Here is a 20828-nt window from a genome sequence, read left to right as displayed (position 1 = left end):
ATAAGTAGATAAGTAGATAAGTAGATAAGTAGATAAGTAGATAAGTAGATAAGTAGATAAGTATGAGAAAAACAAAAAGGCCTACATAGCTGCAAGCCTTTTATAACGATTTTATAAAAAAGCCGGGACGAACCCGGCTATTTTATTATTCTTCAGTAGCTTCAACTACTTCAGCATCTGCATCAAGTTCTGGTCTATCAACCAGTTCAATGTACGCCATTGGTGCTTTATCACCAGTACGGTAACCACACTTGATAATACGAGTGTAACCACCTGGACGTTCACTGTAACGCTGACCTAAATCAGTAAATAGCTTACCTACTACTTCCGCATCGCGAGTACGAGCGAAAGCTAGACGACGGTTTGCTACGCTGTCAGACTTAGCCATAGTGATCAATGGTTCGATCACACGACGTAATTCTTTAGCTTTTGGCAACGTTGTTTTGATGATTTCATGCTTCACCAAAGAACCCGCCATGTTACGGAACATCGCTTGACGATGACTGCTGTTGCGGTTTAATTGACGACCACTCTTACGATGGCGCATGAGCTTTTCCTTCTAACTAATTCGTTTAAAAATTTAGTCGTTATCTAACAGACTAGCTGGAGGCCAGTTCTCTAGGCGCATGCCTAAAGATAAACCACGAGACGCTAATACGTCTTTGATTTCTGTTAGAGACTTCTTACCAAGGTTTGGAGTTTTAAGTAACTCAACCTCAGTACGCTGTACTAAATCACCGATATATTGTACTTGTTCAGCTTTCAAACAGTTTGCTGAACGAACAGTCAATTCTAGATCGTCTACTGGACGTAATAGAATTGGATCAAATTCTGGCTTCTCTTCTTCTTGCTGTACTTCAGTAACATCACGTAAATCTACGAATGCTTCTAATTGTTCAGCTAGAATTGTAGAAGAACGACGGATAGCCTCTTCAGGTTCTAACGTGCCGTTTGTTTCCATATCAATGATCAATTTGTCTAAATCAGTACGTTGTTCTACACGCGCACTTTCTACAGCATAAGCAATACGCTCAACTGGACTGAAAGAAGCATCTAGAAGCAGACGACCGATTGGACGATCTTCTTCGTCTGAGGACACACGCGCAGAAGCAGGAACATAACCACGGCCACGCTGCACGTTTACACGCATTGAAATTTCAGAGCTCTCGCTCGTTAAGTTACAAATAACGTGTTCAGGGTTGATGATTTCTACATCACCATCGTGCTGAAAATCAGCAGCTGTAACAGGGCCAATACCTGACTTAGTTAAAGTCAAAGTAACTTCGTCCTTACCCTCTACGCGAACTGCTAAACCTTTAAGATTTAACAGAATTTCGATCACATCTTCCTGTACACCCTCTTTTGCACTGTATTCGTGCTGTACGCCGTCGATTTCTACTTCGGTTACTGCACAACCAGGCATAGACGACAACAAGATTCTACGTAACGCATTACCAAGTGTGTGGCCAAAACCACGCTCTAATGGCTCAAGCGTTACTTTTGCTCGAGTTGCACTAACTTGTTCAATATCTACAAGCCTAGGCTTAAGGAATTCAGTTACAGACCCCTGCATTTTATATCCTCTTATGTTTCAACTTTACTTAGAGTAAAGTTCAACAATTAACTGTTCGTTAATCTCTGCAGACAATTCAGAACGCTCAGGGTTCGCTTTATACGTACCTGACATTTCTTTGCTGTCTACTTCAATCCAAGTCGGTTTTTCACGTTGTTCAGCTAACTCAAGAGCTGCAATGATACGACCTTGCTTTTTCGATTTTTCACGAACAGCAACGACGTCATTAGCAGACACTTTGTAGGAAGGAATGTTCACTACGCTACCGTTAACAACAATTGACTTGTGGCTAACTAGCTGACGAGCTTCCGCACGAGTACTTGCGTAACCCATACGATAAACAACGTTATCTAAGCGGCTCTCTAAAAGTTGTAATAGGTTTTCACCAGTATTACCTTTAATACGAGCTGCATCTTTGTAGTAGTTACGGAATTGTTTTTCTAAAATTCCGTACATACGACGTACTTTTTGTTTCTCACGAAGCTGCAAACCGTAATCAGACAAACGAGGCTTACGAGCGCCGTGTTGACCTGGTGCAGTATCGATTTTACATTTAGTATCTATTGCACGTACGCCACTTTTAAGGAACAAATCTGTTCCTTCGCGACGACTAAGCTTTAGCTTTGGACCCAAATATCTTGCCATGTTCTTTCTCCACTAACAGTCGTTATACACGACGTTTCTTAGGCGGACGACAACCGTTATGAGGAATTGGTGTCACGTCAGTAATGTTAGTGATCTTGTAACCCACAGCATTTAATGCGCGGATTGCAGATTCACGACCAGGACCAGGGCCCTTGACGAACACTTCAATATTCTTCAAACCGTATTCTTTTGCTGCTTCGCCTGCGCGTTCAGCTGCTACCTGTGCAGCAAATGGTGTAGATTTACGTGAACCACGGAAACCTGAACCACCTGCAGTAGCCCAAGACAATGCATTGCCTTGACGGTCGGTTAAAGTAACGATTGTGTTGTTGAAAGACGCATGGATATGAGCCATACCATCAGCAACTTGCTTTTTTACTTTTTTACGTGAACGAGTTGGAGCTTTTGCCATTTCTTGCTACCTCGCCTTATTTAGTAATAGGTTTACGTGGACCTTTACGTGTACGCGCATTAGTCTTAGTGCGCTGACCACGTAGAGGAAGGCTACGACGGTGGCGAAGACCACGGTTACAACCTAAATCCATTAAACGTTTAATATTTAAAGTTACTTCACGGCGAAGATCACCTTCTACAGTGTACTTGCCAACTTCTTCACGTAATTTATCTAAATCTTGTTCAGATAATGTTCCGATTTTCGTATCTTCTGCGATACCAGTTTCCGCCAAAATTGCTTTTGAACGAGTTTTACCGATACCAAAGATCGCAGTTAATGCGATCACAGCGTGTTTACGATCGGAAATGTTAATGCCAGCGATACGGGCCACTAACACATCTCCTATAGTTTTTGGTCAGTCGAAAAGCCCGTTAGGATACTCGACCTATGACCGTTTGTAAATATGGGCGAGAAAACTTCCCGCCCGCTTAATTACGTCGTATTAACCCTGACGCTGCTTGTGCTTAGGGTCTGTACAGATTACGCGAACAACACCTGAACGCTTAATTACTTTACAGTTACGACATATCTTCTTAACGGAAGCACGTACTTTCATTGCTTTAACTCCGCAATCTAACGGCTATAGCCTTTCAGGTTGGCTTTATCTAAAGCTTTTCCTGCAAGGTTTGCCTTCTTAAGAACAGAATCATACTGATGAGACATCAACAGTGTCTGAATCTGCGCCATAAAATCCATGACAACTACAACGATGATTAACAACGATGTACCGCCAAAGTAAAATTGAACGTTCCAAGCGATCATCATGAACTCAGGAACTAAACAAACGAACGTAATATACATTGCGCCTGCTAGTGTCAAACGCGTCATTACCTTATCGATAAATTTAGACGTTTGCTCACCTGGTCTAATGCCTGGAATGAATGCACCTGAGCGCTTCAAGTTATCAGCTGTTTCTCTAGGGTTGAAAACCAACGCGGTGTAGAAAAAACAGAAGAAAATTATAGCAGCTGCGTACAACATAACATATAGGGGTTGTCCCGGTGATAATGTAAGAGATAACTGCTGCAAAAAGTCTGCAACGGCACCTTCTCCAGTACCAAACCAAGCCGCAATTGTACTCGGGAACATGATAATACTACCAGCAAAAATTGGTGGTATTACGCCGGCCATATTTACCTTAAGAGGTAAATGAGAGCTTTGTGCTTGAAACACTTGGCGACCCTGTTGACGTTTTGCATAGTTAACGACGATACGACGCTGACCACGCTCTACGAATACAACAAAGTAAGTTACCGCAAAAACAATCACTGCAATCACTAATAGTAACAACACTGCTAGTTCGCCTTGACGAGCTTGCTCTGCTGTTTGACCTATTGCTGATGGCAACCCTGCAACGATACCGGTAAAGATTAGTATCGAAATACCATTACCAATACCACGCTCAGTAATTTGCTCACCCAACCACATTAAGAACATGGTACCTGTAACCAAACTAACTACTGCTGTGAAATAGAAACCTGGACCTGGGTTAATAACCAGACCTGGCATCATATTTGGTAAGCTAGTAGCAATACCGAACGACTGGAATGTCGCTAATACTAACGTGAAGTAGCGAGTGTACTGACTGATCTTCTTACGACCTGCCTCACCTTCTTTCTTCAGCTCAGCTAAAGAAGGGTGCATAACCGTTAATAACTGCATGATAATTGATGCAGTTATGTATGGCATGATACCTAACGCTAATACCGAAGCTCGCTCAAGCGCACCACCGGAGAACATGTTAAACATTTCTACGATGGTACCCTTTTGCTGTTCGAATAATTCAGCTAGTACTGCAGCATCTATCCCAGGAATTGGAACAAAAGAACCTAGTCGAAATACAACTATCGCGAGAAAAACAAACATTAAGCGTTGCTTTAACTCGGTAAATCCCGTTTGTCCACTTTGTAAATCTAATCCTGGTTTAGCCATAATGTACTTGTCCTTATTCTACTTTTCCGCCGGCTGCAACAATAGCTTCAGCCGCACCTTTAGTAACACGTAGACCAGCTACAGTTACAGAGCGTGCGATTTCGCCTGATTTTACAACTTTAACGAAAAGCATGTCTTTCTTCACTAGACCAGCAGCTTTCAAAGTTTCTAAAGAAACGATGTCGCCTTCTACCTTAGCGATTTCAGACAATGTTACTTCATCAGTTACCAACGATTTACGAGAAGTGAAACCGAACTTCGGTAAGCGACGTTGTAAAGGCATTTGACCACCTTCAAAACCTGGCTTAACACTTCCGCCTGAGCGTGATTTCTGACCTTTGTGTCCACGACCACCAGTTTTACCTAAACCAGAACCGATACCGCGACCTACACGTTTCTTGTCTGACTTAGCACCTGGTGCTGGAGATAGAGTATTCAAACGCATCGATTACCCCTCCACTTTAACCATGTAATGAACTTGGTTGATCATACCACGTACACATGCTGTGTCTTCTAACTCAACAGTGTGATTGATACGACGTAAACCCAAGCCACGTAATGTAGCTTTATGCTTCGGTAAACGACCGATAGAGCTACGTGTTTGTGTTACTTTAATCGTTTTCTTAGCCATGGTCTATTACCCCAAAATTTCAGTAACGTTTAGGCCACGCTTAGCAGCGACTTGTTCAGGTGATTTCATACCTGCAAGTGCGTCAACAGTAGCGCGTACTACGTTAATTGGGTTAGTTGAACCGTAACACTTAGAAAGTACGTTTTGTACACCTGCAACTTCTAATACTGCACGCATTGCGCCACCGGCGATGATACCTGTACCTTCAGAAGCTGGTTGCATGTAAACTTTCGAACCAGAGTGACGACCCTTGATAGGGTGTTGCAATGTTCCGTTAGTTAACTCAACGCTAACCATGTTACGACGCGCTTTTTCCATTGCTTTTTGAATAGCAGCTGGAACTTCACGCGCTTTACCATAACCAAAACCTACACGGCCGTTCTTGTCACCAACAACAGTTAATGCAGTGAACGAGAAAATACGACCACCCTTAACTACTTTAGAAACACGGTTAACCGCGATAAGCTTTTCTTCGAATTCTGTTTGTTTTGCTTCTACATTAGACATGAGCTGCTCCTAGAACTGAAGACCGGCTTCGCGTGCAGCGTCTGCTAACGCTTTTACACGGCCGTGATATTTAAAACCGCTACGGTCAAATGACACTTTCTCAACGCCATTTTTAACCGCACGTTCTGCAATTGCTTTACCAACCGCAGCTGCAGCTTCAACGTTACCTGTAGACTTAACCGCAGAGCGGATATCTTTTTCTACAGTCGACGCCGCCGCTAACACCTTACCTTCAGGAGAAATAACCTGAGCGTAAGCGTGACGAGGCGTACGGTGCATTACTAAACGAGTAACACCGTTTTCGATAAACGTTCTGCGAGCGCGCTTGGCACGACGTAAACGAGCTGTTTTCTTATCCATCGTCTTACCTTACTTTTTCTTCGCCTCTTTGCGACGAACGATTTCATCGCTGTAACGGATACCTTTGCCTTTATACGGCTCTGGTTCACGATACTTGCGAATGTTCGCTGCAACTTGACCAACTAAATGTTTGCTTGCACCTTTAACAACGATCTCAGTTTGAGAAGGTGCTTCGATAGTCACGCCAGCTGGGATTTGGAAATCAACTGGGTGTGAGAAACCTAGTGAAAGGTTTAAAACGTTGCCTTTTACCGCTGCACGGTAACCAACACCATTTAAAATCAAACGTTTCTCAAAACCTTCGCTAACGCCAACAACAAAGTTGTTGATTGTTGCACGAGCAGTACCTGCTTGTGCCCACGCATCAGCAAAGCTATCGCGAGGTAAGGTACGTACAACGTTGTCTTCTACGACAACTTCAACAGCTGCGTTAACATTTAACGTTAACTCGCCTACTTTACCTTTAACTTTTACTTCCTGGCCGCTAACTGCAACTTCAACACCGGCAGGAACAGTAATAGGTGCTTTTGCTACTCGAGACATTCTGACTCTCCTATTATGCTACGTAGCCGATGATTTCGCCGCCGATGCCCGCTTTACGAGCTGCACGGTCAGTCATCAAACCTTTTGATGTAGAAACGATAGCAATACCTAGACCACCCATAACTTTAGGTAGGTCTGAAGTCTTCTTATAGATACGAAGACCAGGACGGCTAACGCGTTTAATTGTTTCGATTACTGGCTTACCTTCGAAGTACTTAAGTGTAACGCTTAATTCTTTCTTAACGTCACCTGATACTTCGTAATCAGCAATAAAACCTTCGCTCTTCAAAAGTTCAGCTAAAGCTGTTTTTAACTTTGAAGAAGGCATTGTAACAGCTACTTTGCTAGACATTTGGCCGTTACGTACGCGGGTGAACATATCCGCGATAGGATCTTGCATGCTCATCTTTCAATACTCCCAGATTCTTACCAAGAAGCCTTTTTAAGGCCTGGAACTTCACCACGCATAGCTGCTTCACGTAATTTAATACGGCTTAAGCCGAACTTACGTAAGTAACCATGTGGACGACCTGTCACGTTACAACGGTTACGTTGACGTGAAGGGCTTGAATCACGAGGAAGCTCTTGAAGTTTAAGCACTGCTGCCCAACGATCTTCATCAGACGTGTTAACGTTCTTGATGATTGCCTTTAATTCGGCACGTTTTGCAGCGTATTTTTCAGCTAATTTTGCACGTTTTACGTCACGTGCCTTCATAGATTGTTTAGCCATAACTCTACACCTTATCCTTTAAATGGGAAGTTGAAAGCAGCTAACAGAGCGTGACCTTCCTCATTTGACTTAGCAGATGTTGTGATAGTGATATCTAAACCACGTACCTTGTCTACTTTATCAAAATCGATTTCAGGGAAGATAATTTGCTCGCGTACACCCATGCTATAGTTACCGCGACCGTCAAATGACTTAGGATTTAAGCCACGGAAGTCACGAACACGAGGAAGAGCGATAGTGATTAAACGCTCTAAAAAGTCCCACATACGCTCGCCGCGTAGAGTTACCTTGGCACCGATTGGGTAGCCTTCACGAATTTTAAAGCCAGCAACTGACTTACGAGCACGTGTAACAACTGGCTTTTGACCTGCAATTGCTTGCATGTCAGCAGTAGCTGCTTCAAGTACTTTCTTATCCGCTAATGCTTCACCCAAACCCATGTTCAGGGTAATTTTCTCAAGTTGAGGGACTTGCATGACAGATGTGTAGCCGAACTTTTTCATAAGTTCAGGCACTACGCTGTCTCTATATGTATCATGCAGTTTCGCCATCATATACTCCAAGATTAGATAGTTTTACCATTAGATTTGAAGAAACGAACTTTTTTGCCGTCTTCAAATTTAAAACCTACACGATCAGCTTTACCCGTTTCTGGGTTAAGGATCGCAACGTTTGATACGTTTACTGACGCTTCTTTTTCAACAATGCCACCAGGCTGCTGTAGTTGTGGTACAGGTTTTTGGTGTTTCTTGATAAGGTTCACGCCTTCTACGATTAATCGGTCAGTACCAGTGATAACTTTCAAAACTTTACCAGTTTTGCCTTTATCTTTACCAGCAATAACGATTACTTCATCTTCACGACGAATTTTGCTTGCCATTTTTAGCTCCTTAAATTACTTCAGGTGCCAATGACACGATCTTCATGAACTGATCACCGCGAAGTTCGCGAGTAACAGGCCCGAAAATACGAGTTCCGATTGGCTGCAAGTTGGCGTTCAAAATAACAGCTGCATTACTGTCGAAACGGATGGCTTGACCATCTGGACGACGAACCGCTGCTTTAGTGCGAACTACCACCGCGTTAAGAACATCACCTTTTTTAACTTTACCGCGCGGAATTGCTTCCTTAACAGTAACTTTAATGATGTCGCCGATACCGGCGTAACGACGGTGAGAGCCACCAAGAACCTTAATACACTGTACGCGACGTGCGCCTGAGTTATCAGCCACATCTAACGTAGTTTGCATTTGGATCATGTTTAGTGCTCCGCTAATTAAGTTTTATACTTCAATGTCCTTTCGGACCAGCTGCTTTCTAGCCATTATTGGCTACCCCCTACAAAAGGGCGCGCAAGTATAACTAAGTGATGGTCGAAATACAACCTAATTCGCAGTTTGATTAAATAATAATCGGCTACGATTTGTTAAGTGGTTGCTGTCACTACCGATCTTTTTTGCTGTCCGAAACCGAAAATAAAAAACCGGAGCGCGAGCCCCGGTTTTTCTAAGCAAGATTCTTTAAAAATTAAAGAACTTTAGCTTTTTCTACAACGTCAACCAAAGTCCAAGATTTGTTCTTAGAAATTGGTGCACATTCACGGATTGTTACCGTGTCACCAGTACTACATTGGTTAGTTTCGTCGTGTGCGTGCAACTTAGTTGTACGCTTAACGAATTTACCGTAGATAGGGTGTTTAACAAAGCGTTCAATCGCAACAACGATAGACTTGTCCATCTTGTCGCTAACAACGCGGCCTTGTAATGTACGGATATTTTCGCTCATTACGCACCTGCCTTATTTTGTGCAATTACTGTTTTAACACGTGCAATGTTGCGACGTACTTCACGCAGTAAGTGAGTTTGAGCTAGTTGACCAGAAGATTGTTGCATGCGCAAGTTAAACTGCTCACGTAACAAACCTAGTAGTTCAGCTTGTAGCTCTTCTACAGTTTTATCTTTAAGTTCGCTAGCTTTCATTACATCACCGTTCTAGTTACAAAAGTGGTTTTGAATGGCAATTTACGAGCCGCTAAGCGGAACGCTTCACGTGCCAATTCTTCTTCAACACCGTCCATTTCGTAAAGTACTTTACCAGGCTGAATTTCAGCAACCCAGTATTCAACGTTACCTTTACCTTTACCTTGACGAACTTCTAGCGGCTTAGCCGTAATTGGTTTGTCAGGGAATACACGGATCCAAATTTGACCTTGACGTTTTACGTGACGTGTCATGGCACGACGAGCTGCTTCGATTTGACGTGCAGTCATACGACCACGGCCAGTAGCCTTAAGGCCGAAAGTACCAAAGCTAACCTTGTTACCGTTCTGCGCTAGACCGCGGTTGCGACCTTTGTGCTGCTTACGGAATTTTGTACGTTTTGGTTGTAACATCGTCTACTCCTACTTAGCGCTTTTGCTACGACGCTTCTTCGCTGGTTTAGGTTGTTTTGGCTCTTCTTGAGAGATAGAACCGAAACCACCAAGTACTTCACCTTTAAAGATCCATACTTTAACACCGATGATGCCGTAAGTAGTTAATGCTTCAGAAGTTGCATAGTCGATGTCAGCACGTAAAGTGTGTAGTGGTACACGACCTTCACGATACCATTCTGAACGTGCAATCTCTGCACCGCCCAAACGACCGCTTACTTCAACTTTGATACCTTTTGCACCAACACGCATTGCGTTTTGTACCGCGCGCTTCATAGCACGACGGAACATAACACGACGCTCAAGCTGGCTTGAGATGCTTTCAGCTACTAGCTGTGCATCTAATTCCGGCTTGCGGATCTCTGCGATGTTGATTTGAGCAGGTACGCCTGTCAATTTCGCTACAACGTTACGAAGTTTTTCAACGTCTGCGCCTTTCTTACCAATTACAACACCCGGACGAGCCGTGTGGATTGTAACTTTGATAGATTTTGCAGGACGCTCAATCGTAATTTTAGAAACTGAAGCGTTCTTTAATTCTTTAGTCAGATACTGACGAACTTTGATGTCGCCATTAAGTTGACTAGCGTAATCTTTTGTATTCGCGTACCAGGTAGCAACCCATGGTTTAGTGATACCTAGGCGAATTCCCGTAGGATGAACTTTTTGTCCCATTAGTAAATCTCCTAGTCCGCAACTACAACAGTAATGTGTGAAGAGCGCTTAAGTACGCGGTCTGCGCGTCCCTTTGCACGAGTCTTGATGCGTTTCATAGTTGGACCTACGTCAATCATGATTTTCGCAACTTTTAGTTCGTCGATGTCTGCGCCTTCGTTATGCTCAGCATTCGCGATTGCAGATTCTAGAACTTTCTTCACCAATACAGCAGCTTTTTTGTTGCTGAATGTTAATACGTCTAACGCCTTATCGACTGGTAGACCACGAATCTGGTCAGCTACCAAGCGAGCCTTCTGAGGAGAAGTGCGGGCGAAACGATGTTTAGCTAATGCTTCCATTATTTACTCCTTACTTCTTCTTAGCTTTCTTGTCAGCCGCGTGACCGCGGTACGTACGAGTAGGTGCAAATTCACCCAACTTATGGCCAACCATTTCGTCAGATACAAACACAGGAACGTGTTGACGACCATTATGGACAGCGATGGTCAATCCAATCATATCAGGAATGATCATTGAGCGACGAGACCAAGTTTTAATTGGTTTCTTGTTCCCGCTTTCCAAGGCTGCTTCAACCTTCTTCAGCAAGTGTAGGTCAATAAAAGGACCTTTCTTGAGAGAACGTGGCATGGTATTACCTCACTAATTATTTATTACGACGACGAACAATGTACTTGTCCGTACGTTTGTTCTTACGAGTCTTAGCACCCTTAGTCGGTTTACCCCAAGGAGTAACCGGGTGACGACCACCAGAAGTACGACCTTCACCACCACCGTGCGGGTGATCAACCGGGTTCATTACAACACCACGGACAGTCGGACGAACACCACGCCATCTGCTTGCACCAGCTTTACCAAGCTGACGAAGCATATGTTCAGCATTACCTACTTCACCTAAAGTCGCACGACAATCAGCAAGTACTTTACGCATTTCGCCAGAGCGAAGACGTAGAGTAACGTATTGACCGTCACGTGCTAAAATTTGCACATATGCACCTGCAGAACGTGCAAGCTGTGCGCCTTTACCAGGCTTAAGCTCAACGTTGTGTACAGTACTACCAACTGGCATGTTACGCATAGGCATAGCGTTACCAACTTTGATAGGTGCATTGATACCAGAAACAATCTGGTCACCAGCTTTTAGGCCTTTAGGCGCGATGATGTACTTACGTTCACCGTCTGCATAAAGAACTAATGCGATGTTTGCGCTACGGTTTGGATCATATTCCAAACGCTCAACTGTTGCCGGAATACCGTCTTTGTTACGCTTGAAGTCAACGATACGGTAGTGCTGCTTGTGACCACCACCGATGTGACGTACTGTGATACGACCGTTGTTGTTACGACCACCAGTTTTAGATTTTTTCTCTAAAAGAGGAGCGTACGGTGCACCTTTATGTAAGTCAGGGTTAACTACTTTCGTCACATGACGACGACCAGCAGATGTTGGTTTACATTTTACTAGAGCCATTTTTTACTCTCCAATTACTCTGCTGCGCCGTCTTCAAGATCAAGGCTTTGACCTTCTGCAAGTGTCACGTAAGCTTTTTTCCAATTCTTACGACGACCCATACGCATACCAGTACGCTTAGCCTTACCTTTAACGTTAAGAGAGTTAACTTTCTTAACTTCAACTTCAAAAAGCTTTTCAACAGCAGCTTTGATTTCTTCTTTAGTAGCGTCTACAGAAACTTTGAATACCAAAGTATTGTTTGATTCTGTTGCAAGTGTAGTCTTTTCAGATACGTGTGGAGCTACTAATACTTTTAACAAACGTTCTTCGCTTATCATGCTAGCATCTCCTCGATTTGCTTAACTGCACCTGCAGTAATCACTACTTTATCAAACGCGATCAAGCTTACTGGGTCGATAGTTGCTACATCACGAACGTCAACTTTGTACAAGTTACGTGCAGATAAGAACAAGTTCTCAGACACTTCTTCAGTAATGATCAATACGTCTTTTAAGTTCATTTCACTTAACTTAGCAGCAAGTGCTTTAGTTTTTGGTGTTTCAACTTCAAAGTTTTCAACAACCACGAAACGCTCTTGACGAACTAACTCAGAAAGAATGCTTTGGATAGCACCACGGTACATCTTCTTATTCACTTTTTGTGAATGATCCTGTGGCTTAGCAGCGAATGTTACGCCACCAGAACGCCAGATAGGACTACGGATAGTACCTGCACGAGCACGACCTGTGCCCTTTTGACGCCATGGCTTCTTACCACCACCGCTAACTTCTGAGCGAGTCTTCTGAGCTTTAGAACCCTGACGCGCACCTGCAGCGTATGCAGTTACAACTTGGTGTACTAATGCTTCATTGAACTCACGTCCGAAAGTAGCTTCTGAAACTTCAACAGCGCCATTTGCGCCTGCAAAATCTAATTTCATCACTATTCTCCGGATTACGCTTTAACAGCAGGTTTAACGATGACGTTGCCGCCAATTGCACCTGGTACAGCGCCTTTAACTAGAAGTAAGTTACGCTCTGCATCAACACGTACTAACTCAAGGTTTTGAGTTGTAGTGCGAACGTTACCCATTTGGCCGGCCATTTTCTTACCTTTGAATACACGACCTGGTGTTTGGTTTTGACCAATAGAACCAGGAGCACGGTGAGAAATTGAGTTACCGTGAGTCGCGTCTTGCATCGAGAAATTATGACGCTTAACACCACCTTGGAAACCTTTACCTTTTGACGTGCCAGTAACATCTACTAACTTAGCGTCGTTAAATACTTCTACAGTAATTTCGCTACCAACTTCGATACCTTCACCTTCAGCTGCGGCTAAGCGGAACTCCCATAAACCACGACCAGCTTCCACACCTGCTTTCGCAAAGTGGCCAGCTTGAGCCTTAGTTACACGGTTCGCTTTTTTAGAGCCAGCAGTCACCTGAAGAGCGCGGTAACCGTCGGTTTCTTCGTTACGGATTTGAGTAACACGGTTAGGTGTTGCTTCAATTACCGTAACAGGAATTGATACGCCATCTTCAGTGAAGACACGAGTCATTCCCACTTTACGTCCGACTAGACCAATAGTCATTTTGAAACCCCTTTAATCTCTCGATTAACCCAGACTGATCTGAACATCTACACCAGCAGCAAGATCTAAACGCATAAGAGCATCAACAGTTTTTTCTGTTGGCTCAACGATATCGATTAGACGCTTGTGCGTACGAATTTCGTATTGGTCACGCGCATCTTTGTTTACGTGTGGAGATACCAATACAGTGAAGCGTTCTTTGCGAGTAGGTAGTGGAATAGGACCACGAACCTGTGCGCCTGTACGCTTTGCCGTTTCAACGATTTCTTGAGTTGACGCATCAATTAGTCGATGGTCGAACGCTTTCAATCGGATACGAATACGTTGACTGTTCATTTTATTCCTCAAAAAGAGCATTTTAGAAAGAGCATAAAAAAACATCGCATTATCCCCGTTTTACCGGATATAAGCGGTGTTTCTTTATCTAATTATGAACCTCATATCGAGATTCCTGTACATCTACCAACTAATTGTTGGTATTTTCAAACCGATAAAAAGAGCATTTACAATATTTCGGTTTGCCCTTTGAAATTCTATACAGAACTTCAGGGAGGTCGCATTGTATAGATTTTGATTACAAATGCAACATATTTTTGTAATTAAATGGCTTACAAGCAAGGCGCGATAAGCATCACGCCTTATTAAGCATTGGCAAGTGACTGCTTTTTCTACACTTGTTCTGCTGAAAATGTGTACAACAACTCTGCACCAGAATCGATTTGTGCTTTTAAGCTGTGGATACGTGGTAGCAAACGAGCAAAGTAATAGTTAGCCGTTAGCTTTTTGCTCTCAGCTAGTTCTGTATTGCCTTCTAGTGACTCAGCCGCAACAAGCATTTTGGCCCACATGTAGCCATACAAAACGTAACCAGCAAGGTGTAAGTAATCAACTGATGCTGCGCCAATTGCATTTTTGTCATTCGCTGCCTCAGCTAAAACCGATTCAGTTGTGGTTTTAAGTACAAGTACAGCTTCTTCAAGTTGAGCCATCAGAGTATCATTAACTGCTTTGTTTTCTGCTGCAAACTCTTGAATTTCACTGATGATGGCATTTAATGTTTGGCCTTTGTCCATCGCAATTTTACGACCCATTAGATCTAGCGCTTGAATTCCATTTGTACCCTCGTAGATTTGAGTAATACGACAGTCACGAACCAACTGCTCTTGACCCCACTCTCTTACGTAACCATGACCACCAAATACTTGTTGGCCTGCAATACACGCTTCCAAACTTGTGTCAGTAACAAACGCTTTTGCAATTGGCGTTAATAATTGACCTTTAGCATCAGCTAATTTAGCAACTTCTTCGTCTTCACTAAATTTAGAAATATCAAGTTGAACTGAAACATATGTGGCAAAAGCACGGGCTGCTTCATTCATTGCACGCATGTTTAATAACATGCGACGTACGTCTGGATGAACAACGATTGGATCGCATTCCTTTTCAGTCATACGCTCAACACCTTTGCCTTGGCCTCGGTCCATCGCGTATAGCTTGGCATTCTGATAAGAACGTTCTGCCGCACCTAAGCCCTGAAGACCCACTAATAGTCTTTCGTAGTTCATCATAGTAAACATAGCTGCTAAACCTTTGTTTACTTCGCCAACTAAGTAGCCTTTGGCACCATCAAAGTTGATTACACAAGTCGCGCTCGTATGGATACCCATCTTGTGCTCGATTGAACCACAGCTTACAGGGTTGCGATCAAGTAGGTTGCCGTTTGCATCTACATTGATTTTAGGAACCAAGAATAACGAAATACCGCGTGAACCTGCAGGCGCATCTGGTAATTTGGCTAATACAAGGTGAATAATGTTTTCGGTTAGGTCGTGCTCACCACCTGAGATGAAAATCTTGCTACCTGTGAGATTAAAGCTACCATCATCATTTGGAACGGCTTTGGTTTTAATCAAACCTAAATCAGTACCCGCATGCGCTTCTGTTAAACACATTGAGCCCGTCCATTCACCAGAATACATCTTAGGTAAATACAATTCTTTTAACTCTTCAGAAGCGTGAGCATTAATTGCTAGACAAGCACCTGCTGTTAATCCCGGATAAAGTGCAAATGCTAAATCTGCTGCACACATCATTTCTTCGTGCATAGCAGTAATTGTTTTAGGCATTCCCATCCCGCCAAAATCCGGATTACCAGCAAGACCAATCCAACCGCCTTCGGCAACTACATTGTATGATTCTTTATAACTTGCAGGGGTAGTTACGTCACCATTATCAAAAGCGACACCTTCTTCATCTGCAGCGCGGCTAAAAGGCGCAATTGCTTCTTCTGTTACCTTAGCGCTTTCAGATAAAATGGCCATTGCCGTATCGACATCAATGCTCTCAGATAGATGGGCGTTTTCCTGCCAAAACTCTTGTACTTTAAAAGTATCAAACAGGACAAAGTTCATATCATTTAGTGGCGCGTTGTATTGACTCATAATGCTCTCATTTAAACAATTATTGGGTGTTTTATGATCTTGACTATACATGATAACTGGTCGGATGACATAGTCAAACTATCCAGTTAGTTGTCAAATCTACGTTAAATGTAGCTAAAGCGTTTAATCTCTCCACTTTTATTTACAACGCCTGATTCTCACGTTTAATACCTACGCCGTTATATTTAATGGAAGTCTCTGGCTTTGGTTTTAAGTCCTTCTAACTCATCTGTTAAATCAATAAGCTTACCCGCTATCACATGAATAACTTCGCCTTCTCGTTCTAGTATGCCTCTGACTTTTAGTACTTTTGATGTCAAAAAATCTTGTTTTTGAGCACGGGCCGTCGCAACCCAAACAACAACGTTAGTGTTACCCGTATCATCTTCAAGTGTCATAAAGGTAACGCCAGATGCTGTGCCAGGGCTCTGACGACCCGTTACGACACCAACGACAGTTACCGGTGTTTTATGACGGCAAAAACGCAATTCGTTTGCGGCCGTGTATCGGCCCAATCGCCCTTCTTCTTTTAATAAGGTTATAGGATGATGATCTAAACTAAGGCCCGTTGCTGCATAGTCTTCTATTAATGTTTGATAAGAGTTAGGTTCGAGGGGCAGTGTTTGTGTTGAAGTATCTGATAAGCCCGCAAACAAAGGTAACTCAGTTTCTAAGTCCATCATTTGCCAACGTGTTTCATATCGATGGCCCGCAATACGCTTAAAAACATCGGCACTGGCAAGGGCTTGCATTTCATTGGAGGGTATTTTTAATTGCTTTATCTCGGCGATATTACTAAAAAGCCCTTGATTAAAGCGAACGTCGACAATGCGATCCATCGTGGTTTGTTTAATACCTTTTACTAGTCTAAACCCCAAACGAATCGCCAGAACTTCGGGTTCTTTAAGCTCTAGCCCATGACTCTCGGCCACCAGCGTGTGATCCCACTCGGAATGGTTAATATCGATAGGTAAGATCGTTACATTATGACGCTTGGCGTCCTGTATTAGTTGAGCTGGATCATAAAACCCCATAGGTAAACTATTCAATAGACCACAATAGAACGCAGCGGGATAATGACATTTTAACCAGGCTGAAACATAAGCAAGTACAGCAAAACTAGCCGAATGTGACTCTGGAAACCCGTATTCTCCAAAACCACAAATTTGTTGAAAAATACGCTCGGCAAATTCTTCACTGTAGCCTCGTTGTGACATCCCCGTTACCAACTTTTGCCTGAATTGATTGAGCTGGCCATTGCGCTTCCACTTTCCCATGGCACGGCGAAGTTGATCGGCTTCACCTCCGGTAAAACCTGCCGCAACCATAGCTAACTTAATAACTTGCTCCTGAAAAATCGGCACTCCCAGAGTTCGATACAATACCGCTTCGACTTCTTCTGAGGGGTACTCGACCGGCTCAAGGCCTTCTCGCCTTTTTAAATAGGGATGTACCATGCCGCCTTGAATCGGCCCAGGTCTTACTATCGCTATCTGAATCACTAAGTCGTAATATGTTTGGGGCTTGAGCCGAGGCAACATGCTCATTTGTGCTCGAGACTCAATCTGAAATACGCCAACCGTATCGGCTTGAGTGATCATTTGATATACCTCAGGGTCATCTCCCTTTGCGGTAATATCTGCAATACTCAAGACTCGCTGATAATGTTGTTGTATCAAGGCAAAGGATTTGCGGATCGCCGTAAGCATCCCTAAAGCGAGAACATCAACTTTTAATAGTGCCAAGCTCTCTAAGTCGTCCTTATCCCACTGAATTACGGTTCGACCATCCATTGCGGCATTTTCTACTGGGACTAATTCGTGCAACGGCCCAGAGGAAATAATAAAACCGCCGACGTGCTGAGACAAATGACGAGGAAAGCCTTTGATTTGTTCTACCAGTAAAATAAATTGCTTTCCTTTGGCAGACTGTGGATTGAGCCCCAATTCACTGAGTTGCTCAAACCAATGAGCTTGGCGGTCGCGTCGATTAATATTTTTTATAAAAAAGTCTAATTGTAGTTCTTCAAACCCCAACGCTTTACCCACTTCTCGAATCGCACTCTTGGTTCGGTACGTCACGACTGTCGCAGCAATAGCGGCGTGATTACGGCCGTATTTTTGGTAGATATACTGAAAGATCTCTTCTCGGCGCTGATGTTCAAAGTCAACATCAATATCTGGTGGTTCATTGCGCTCCTTTGAGATAAAGCGCTCGAACAAAACGTTTATTTGAGATGGGTCTACCGCAGTTATCTCAAGGCAATAGCATACGACAGAGTTGGCCGCAGAGCCTCGACCTTGATACAGGATCTGTTGACGCTTAGCATACTGAACAATGTCATAAATAGTGATAAAAAAATGCTCGTATTGCATTTCACTAATAAGCCCGAGCTCTTTTTCTATCAACTCGAGGACTTCCTTTTTCGGCCCTTTGGGAAATCGTTTTTTGACACCAGCTTCCACCAAAACCCGTAAGTATTCTGAAGGTGTTTGTTTTTTAGGGATCAGCTCAGACGGATACTCATATCGCAATTCACCTAAGTCAAACTTACACTGCTCGGCTAGTAGAACAGAGTTAAGTAACCATTCTGGCTTATATAATGCGGCAAGCTTATTGGGTGGCCGTATACATTGTTCGGTATTACTCAGTGCTGCACGCCCTAGTTGCTCCACTTGGGTTCCCAACCTTGTAGCAGTCAGTACATGCTGTAATGGTAAACGCTGTGGGTCATGCATCAATACTTGGCCGCACGCCACAATAGGCAAATTAAAGTCAGTAGCCAATGACTCACATGCCTCAATGTACCTATGCTCTCCATGTTTGAGTACTTTGGTTAAGCCTATATATAACTGCTCTTGCCATCGACTGTTTAAATTCAAAAGCCATTTTGCGTCTTGGCTGTCTTTATCTAAATCGCCGCTTGGGTGCCATATTACAAAACACTCTCTTATCGAGCGTATATCCCAAGCGTTAAGTTCGTATTCGCCTTTCTCACATCGACGTCTCGCATTGGTGATCACCCTGCATAACTCTGCGTATGCTTTTCGGTTTGGGCACAGCAATGTCAGTCTAAGATTTTGTTGGTAAACAAAGTGGCTTCCGACAATCAAACGAATTGGCAAATGATGTTCTTTGAGGTGACTGTATGCTCGAACAACACCCGCTACCGAGCATTCGTCTGTAATTGCAATAGAGTGGTATTGAAAAGCACTCGCTTGTTCTACGAGTTCTTCTGGGTGCGAAGCGCCGACTAAAAAACTAAAGTTAGTAAAACAGCATAGCTCTGCGTAACCTGGGTAAATACGGCTCATGAAAAGTACCCATGCACAAACCATTGCTGATTCGGTGTCCTAAAGACCCATAGCTTTTTGCCTTGTTGGTTTTCTGCCACATAATAGTCACGACAGACAGGGTTGAACTCCCACCAGCCAGAGGTAATGCGCTCAGGGCCAGATAATATCGTTACCTGCTCTTTTAGTGTGCTAGGCCTGGCTTGCAGATAGCTAGGGCGAATATCCATTAATGTTGTTGGTTGCCAAAACGTGCCGTTGGAAACTGGAATCAAAGTCGACAAGTTCGGAGTTTGAAGCGACTCCTTTGTTCGCTCTTTTGCTCCCAGTTTTTTTACTCCTTTTGGTGCTAGTGATTTGTCTCGAGCATTCTTATTATCATTAAGTGGACACAATACGGTGACCTTTGATGGCTCTATAGCGTGACGATGACGCATTCGAAATACTTGTTCTTTACCCAACTTTGCTTGTAATAAAGCAAACAATTCTTGCGGCTCTAACGAACTAGCCTGTTGATTAAACAAGTCATTCACTCGAGCTGATTGCGAAACCAGTTGAGTACATATCAATCGAATACTGACGACAGGCTCTGTTAGCTTTATCGACTCTAGCTGTAACCTAATGAGGGTTAGCCACTTGGAGGCTCGGTACTCCCCGTCACCGCGCTCTACCGACATGGTGATAAATTCTTTGTAGCGATAACAAAGCTCAAAACTAAGGGCCTGAGCGACCTTATTTCGAATCTTTAAATACGTTTCTAGTTCAGCCAGTAGCTTTTTGATTGGGTGTTGAAGCACTTCTGCATTACTGATCTCAAACATCAACTCTAAGGTGCGTCGATATTCGAGCTTGGGACTGAACAGGCTCAATTTTGTATGTAATTCCCCAGTAAGCTGACCAAGATAAGTAAACATAGGTAGGTCAAAACGTTTGGCTAATTGTTTAAGAGGAATATCAAGTAAGCCAGCAACGGTTTTAATACCAACTCTATTAAGTTGGTCTTTTTGTTTTGTACTTATATGTAGGTGATCAATAGAGAGTCGTCGTAGTACCGATAAGGCCTCTTTCTTATTACTGTACAATACATTCTTTTTAGCCTGAGCCAATACTTTAGCCATACGAGGGCTCGGGGCAGAAGCATAATGAAAGCTCAACGCCAAATCGGCAAAACTAGTAGTGATGGCCAACCAGTAATCAGCCATGTCCTTATAAAGTCGTAACATATTATCAATACGTAAAAACAGACCATTTGGTGGATCAAGTGAAATATCGGCAGTGAGCTTGTACAGTCTCTCTGCCAGCTCAACGAGCCTCTCTTGTTCTATCTCTGGTTGATACTCTAATACCTTCAGTGTTTGGCTTAATGACAGAGACATCGCCAAACCCATGCCCACTCGAATTCCTAGTGATTTGGCACAAGTATTGAGCTGAACCACCTCGTGACTTGTCGCATCGACGATAATTACAGGCTCCGTGTCTTGAGATAAGTTACTAGAACTCTCGAGTTGCAAGGAGTGAAACGACAAATAAAGCCACTGCATCACAATACCTATAAGACCCTTACA

General features: G+C 43.3%; 31 protein-coding genes. All 31 read right to left on the bottom strand.

The window, feature by feature from the left end:
- Positions 1 to 145: 145 nt before the first annotated feature.
- Positions 146 to 547: a 50S ribosomal protein L17 gene (gene rplQ / locus AC4E96_RS05585; protein ID WP_208830381.1), complete on the bottom strand. Its 402-nt coding sequence runs from the start codon at positions 545 to 547 to the stop codon at positions 146 to 148.
- Positions 548 to 580: 33 nt separating this feature from the next.
- On the bottom strand, positions 581 to 1573 hold the full coding sequence (locus AC4E96_RS05580; protein ID WP_488033406.1) for a DNA-directed RNA polymerase subunit alpha: 993 nt from the start codon (positions 1571 to 1573) through the stop codon (positions 581 to 583).
- A gap of 24 nt (positions 1574 to 1597) precedes the next feature.
- Entirely contained in the window at positions 1598 to 2218 is a 621-nt protein-coding gene (rpsD, locus tag AC4E96_RS05575) for a 30S ribosomal protein S4 (protein WP_488033405.1), read from the bottom strand.
- A gap of 22 nt (positions 2219 to 2240) precedes the next feature.
- Positions 2241 to 2630: a 30S ribosomal protein S11 gene (gene rpsK, locus AC4E96_RS05570; RefSeq protein WP_155696621.1), complete on the bottom strand. Its 390-nt coding sequence runs from the start codon at positions 2628 to 2630 to the stop codon at positions 2241 to 2243.
- 16 nt (positions 2631 to 2646) lie between these two features.
- Complete coding sequence (gene rpsM / locus AC4E96_RS05565) at positions 2647 to 3003, bottom strand: 30S ribosomal protein S13 (protein ID WP_488033404.1); 357 nt, start codon at positions 3001 to 3003, stop codon at positions 2647 to 2649.
- A gap of 111 nt (positions 3004 to 3114) precedes the next feature.
- Positions 3115 to 3228, bottom strand: coding sequence for a 50S ribosomal protein L36 (gene rpmJ / locus AC4E96_RS05560; RefSeq protein ID WP_105051509.1), 114 nt, complete (start codon positions 3226 to 3228; stop codon positions 3115 to 3117).
- A 17-nt stretch (positions 3229 to 3245) separates the two neighbouring features.
- Positions 3246 to 4604 carry a preprotein translocase subunit SecY gene (secY, locus tag AC4E96_RS05555; protein WP_488033403.1) on the bottom strand — a complete coding sequence of 453 codons (1359 nt, stop codon included), beginning with the start codon at positions 4602 to 4604 and terminating at the stop codon, positions 3246 to 3248.
- Between the two features lie 13 nt (positions 4605 to 4617).
- Positions 4618 to 5049, bottom strand: a complete 432-nt coding sequence (gene rplO / locus AC4E96_RS05550; RefSeq protein ID WP_208830398.1) for a 50S ribosomal protein L15 — start codon at positions 5047 to 5049, stop codon at positions 4618 to 4620.
- A 3-nt stretch (positions 5050 to 5052) separates the two neighbouring features.
- Positions 5053 to 5235 carry a 50S ribosomal protein L30 gene (rpmD, locus tag AC4E96_RS05545; protein ID WP_208830400.1) on the bottom strand — a complete coding sequence of 61 codons (183 nt, stop codon included), beginning with the start codon at positions 5233 to 5235 and terminating at the stop codon, positions 5053 to 5055.
- 6 nt (positions 5236 to 5241) lie between these two features.
- A complete protein-coding gene (rpsE, locus tag AC4E96_RS05540; protein WP_488033402.1) occupies positions 5242 to 5742 on the bottom strand; it encodes a 30S ribosomal protein S5 in 501 nt (166 codons plus the stop codon).
- Positions 5743 to 5751: 9 nt separating this feature from the next.
- Entirely contained in the window at positions 5752 to 6102 is a 351-nt protein-coding gene (gene rplR, locus AC4E96_RS05535) for a 50S ribosomal protein L18 (RefSeq protein ID WP_208830404.1), read from the bottom strand.
- Between the two features lie 9 nt (positions 6103 to 6111).
- Complete coding sequence (rplF, locus tag AC4E96_RS05530) at positions 6112 to 6645, bottom strand: 50S ribosomal protein L6 (RefSeq protein WP_488033401.1); 534 nt, start codon at positions 6643 to 6645, stop codon at positions 6112 to 6114.
- Positions 6646 to 6658: 13 nt separating this feature from the next.
- On the bottom strand, positions 6659 to 7051 hold the full coding sequence (gene rpsH / locus AC4E96_RS05525; RefSeq protein ID WP_488033400.1) for a 30S ribosomal protein S8: 393 nt from the start codon (positions 7049 to 7051) through the stop codon (positions 6659 to 6661).
- Positions 7052 to 7071: 20 nt separating this feature from the next.
- The gene (gene rpsN / locus AC4E96_RS05520) at positions 7072 to 7377 is read right to left on the bottom strand and encodes a 30S ribosomal protein S14 (RefSeq protein WP_488033399.1); all 306 of its coding nucleotides are present in this window, start codon (positions 7375 to 7377) and stop codon (positions 7072 to 7074) included.
- Positions 7378 to 7388: 11 nt separating this feature from the next.
- Positions 7389 to 7928, bottom strand: coding sequence for a 50S ribosomal protein L5 (rplE, locus tag AC4E96_RS05515; protein ID WP_488033398.1), 540 nt, complete (start codon positions 7926 to 7928; stop codon positions 7389 to 7391).
- Between the two features lie 14 nt (positions 7929 to 7942).
- Positions 7943 to 8257, bottom strand: coding sequence for a 50S ribosomal protein L24 (gene rplX / locus AC4E96_RS05510; RefSeq protein WP_208830413.1), 315 nt, complete (start codon positions 8255 to 8257; stop codon positions 7943 to 7945).
- 10 nt (positions 8258 to 8267) lie between these two features.
- Positions 8268 to 8636 carry a 50S ribosomal protein L14 gene (gene rplN / locus AC4E96_RS05505; protein ID WP_488033397.1) on the bottom strand — a complete coding sequence of 123 codons (369 nt, stop codon included), beginning with the start codon at positions 8634 to 8636 and terminating at the stop codon, positions 8268 to 8270.
- A 268-nt stretch (positions 8637 to 8904) separates the two neighbouring features.
- Positions 8905 to 9162, bottom strand: a complete 258-nt coding sequence (gene rpsQ, locus AC4E96_RS05500) for a 30S ribosomal protein S17 (RefSeq protein ID WP_488033396.1) — start codon at positions 9160 to 9162, stop codon at positions 8905 to 8907.
- Entirely contained in the window at positions 9162 to 9356 is a 195-nt protein-coding gene (gene rpmC / locus AC4E96_RS05495; RefSeq protein ID WP_208830425.1) for a 50S ribosomal protein L29, read from the bottom strand. The genes rpsQ and rpmC overlap by 1 nt, the downstream gene beginning before the upstream one ends.
- Entirely contained in the window at positions 9356 to 9769 is a 414-nt protein-coding gene (rplP, locus tag AC4E96_RS05490; protein ID WP_488033395.1) for a 50S ribosomal protein L16, read from the bottom strand. Before rplP ends, rpmC begins: the two co-directional genes overlap by 1 nt.
- Before the next feature lie 9 nt (positions 9770 to 9778).
- Positions 9779 to 10483: a 30S ribosomal protein S3 gene (gene rpsC, locus AC4E96_RS05485; protein WP_208830429.1), complete on the bottom strand. Its 705-nt coding sequence runs from the start codon at positions 10481 to 10483 to the stop codon at positions 9779 to 9781.
- 11 nt (positions 10484 to 10494) lie between these two features.
- The gene (gene rplV, locus AC4E96_RS05480) at positions 10495 to 10824 is read right to left on the bottom strand and encodes a 50S ribosomal protein L22 (protein WP_488033394.1); all 330 of its coding nucleotides are present in this window, start codon (positions 10822 to 10824) and stop codon (positions 10495 to 10497) included.
- A gap of 10 nt (positions 10825 to 10834) precedes the next feature.
- Positions 10835 to 11113, bottom strand: a complete 279-nt coding sequence (gene rpsS, locus AC4E96_RS05475; RefSeq protein WP_155696653.1) for a 30S ribosomal protein S19 — start codon at positions 11111 to 11113, stop codon at positions 10835 to 10837.
- Between the two features lie 16 nt (positions 11114 to 11129).
- Positions 11130 to 11954: a 50S ribosomal protein L2 gene (gene rplB / locus AC4E96_RS05470; protein WP_488033393.1), complete on the bottom strand. Its 825-nt coding sequence runs from the start codon at positions 11952 to 11954 to the stop codon at positions 11130 to 11132.
- A gap of 14 nt (positions 11955 to 11968) precedes the next feature.
- The gene (gene rplW, locus AC4E96_RS05465) at positions 11969 to 12274 is read right to left on the bottom strand and encodes a 50S ribosomal protein L23 (RefSeq protein WP_488033392.1); all 306 of its coding nucleotides are present in this window, start codon (positions 12272 to 12274) and stop codon (positions 11969 to 11971) included.
- Complete coding sequence (gene rplD, locus AC4E96_RS05460; protein ID WP_488033391.1) at positions 12271 to 12876, bottom strand: 50S ribosomal protein L4; 606 nt, start codon at positions 12874 to 12876, stop codon at positions 12271 to 12273. Before rplD ends, rplW begins: the two co-directional genes overlap by 4 nt.
- Before the next feature lie 14 nt (positions 12877 to 12890).
- Positions 12891 to 13529, bottom strand: coding sequence for a 50S ribosomal protein L3 (gene rplC / locus AC4E96_RS05455; protein WP_488033390.1), 639 nt, complete (start codon positions 13527 to 13529; stop codon positions 12891 to 12893).
- 24 nt (positions 13530 to 13553) lie between these two features.
- Positions 13554 to 13865 carry a 30S ribosomal protein S10 gene (gene rpsJ, locus AC4E96_RS05450; protein WP_488033389.1) on the bottom strand — a complete coding sequence of 104 codons (312 nt, stop codon included), beginning with the start codon at positions 13863 to 13865 and terminating at the stop codon, positions 13554 to 13556.
- 332 nt (positions 13866 to 14197) lie between these two features.
- Positions 14198 to 15970 carry an acyl-CoA dehydrogenase C-terminal domain-containing protein gene (locus AC4E96_RS05445; protein ID WP_490255138.1) on the bottom strand — a complete coding sequence of 591 codons (1773 nt, stop codon included), beginning with the start codon at positions 15968 to 15970 and terminating at the stop codon, positions 14198 to 14200.
- Positions 15971 to 16155: 185 nt separating this feature from the next.
- Positions 16156 to 19284: an error-prone DNA polymerase gene (locus AC4E96_RS05440; RefSeq protein WP_490255137.1), complete on the bottom strand. Its 3129-nt coding sequence runs from the start codon at positions 19282 to 19284 to the stop codon at positions 16156 to 16158.
- Positions 19281 to 20804 carry a Y-family DNA polymerase gene (locus tag AC4E96_RS05435; RefSeq protein ID WP_490255136.1) on the bottom strand — a complete coding sequence of 508 codons (1524 nt, stop codon included), beginning with the start codon at positions 20802 to 20804 and terminating at the stop codon, positions 19281 to 19283. Before AC4E96_RS05435 ends, AC4E96_RS05440 begins: the two co-directional genes overlap by 4 nt.
- Between the last annotated feature and the right edge of the window lie 24 nt (positions 20805 to 20828).

It is taken from the genome of Psychrosphaera sp., assembly GCF_982872775.1.
Note: the sequence above shows the minus strand (reverse complement) of the source record. Positions and strands in the feature narration are given on the sequence as shown.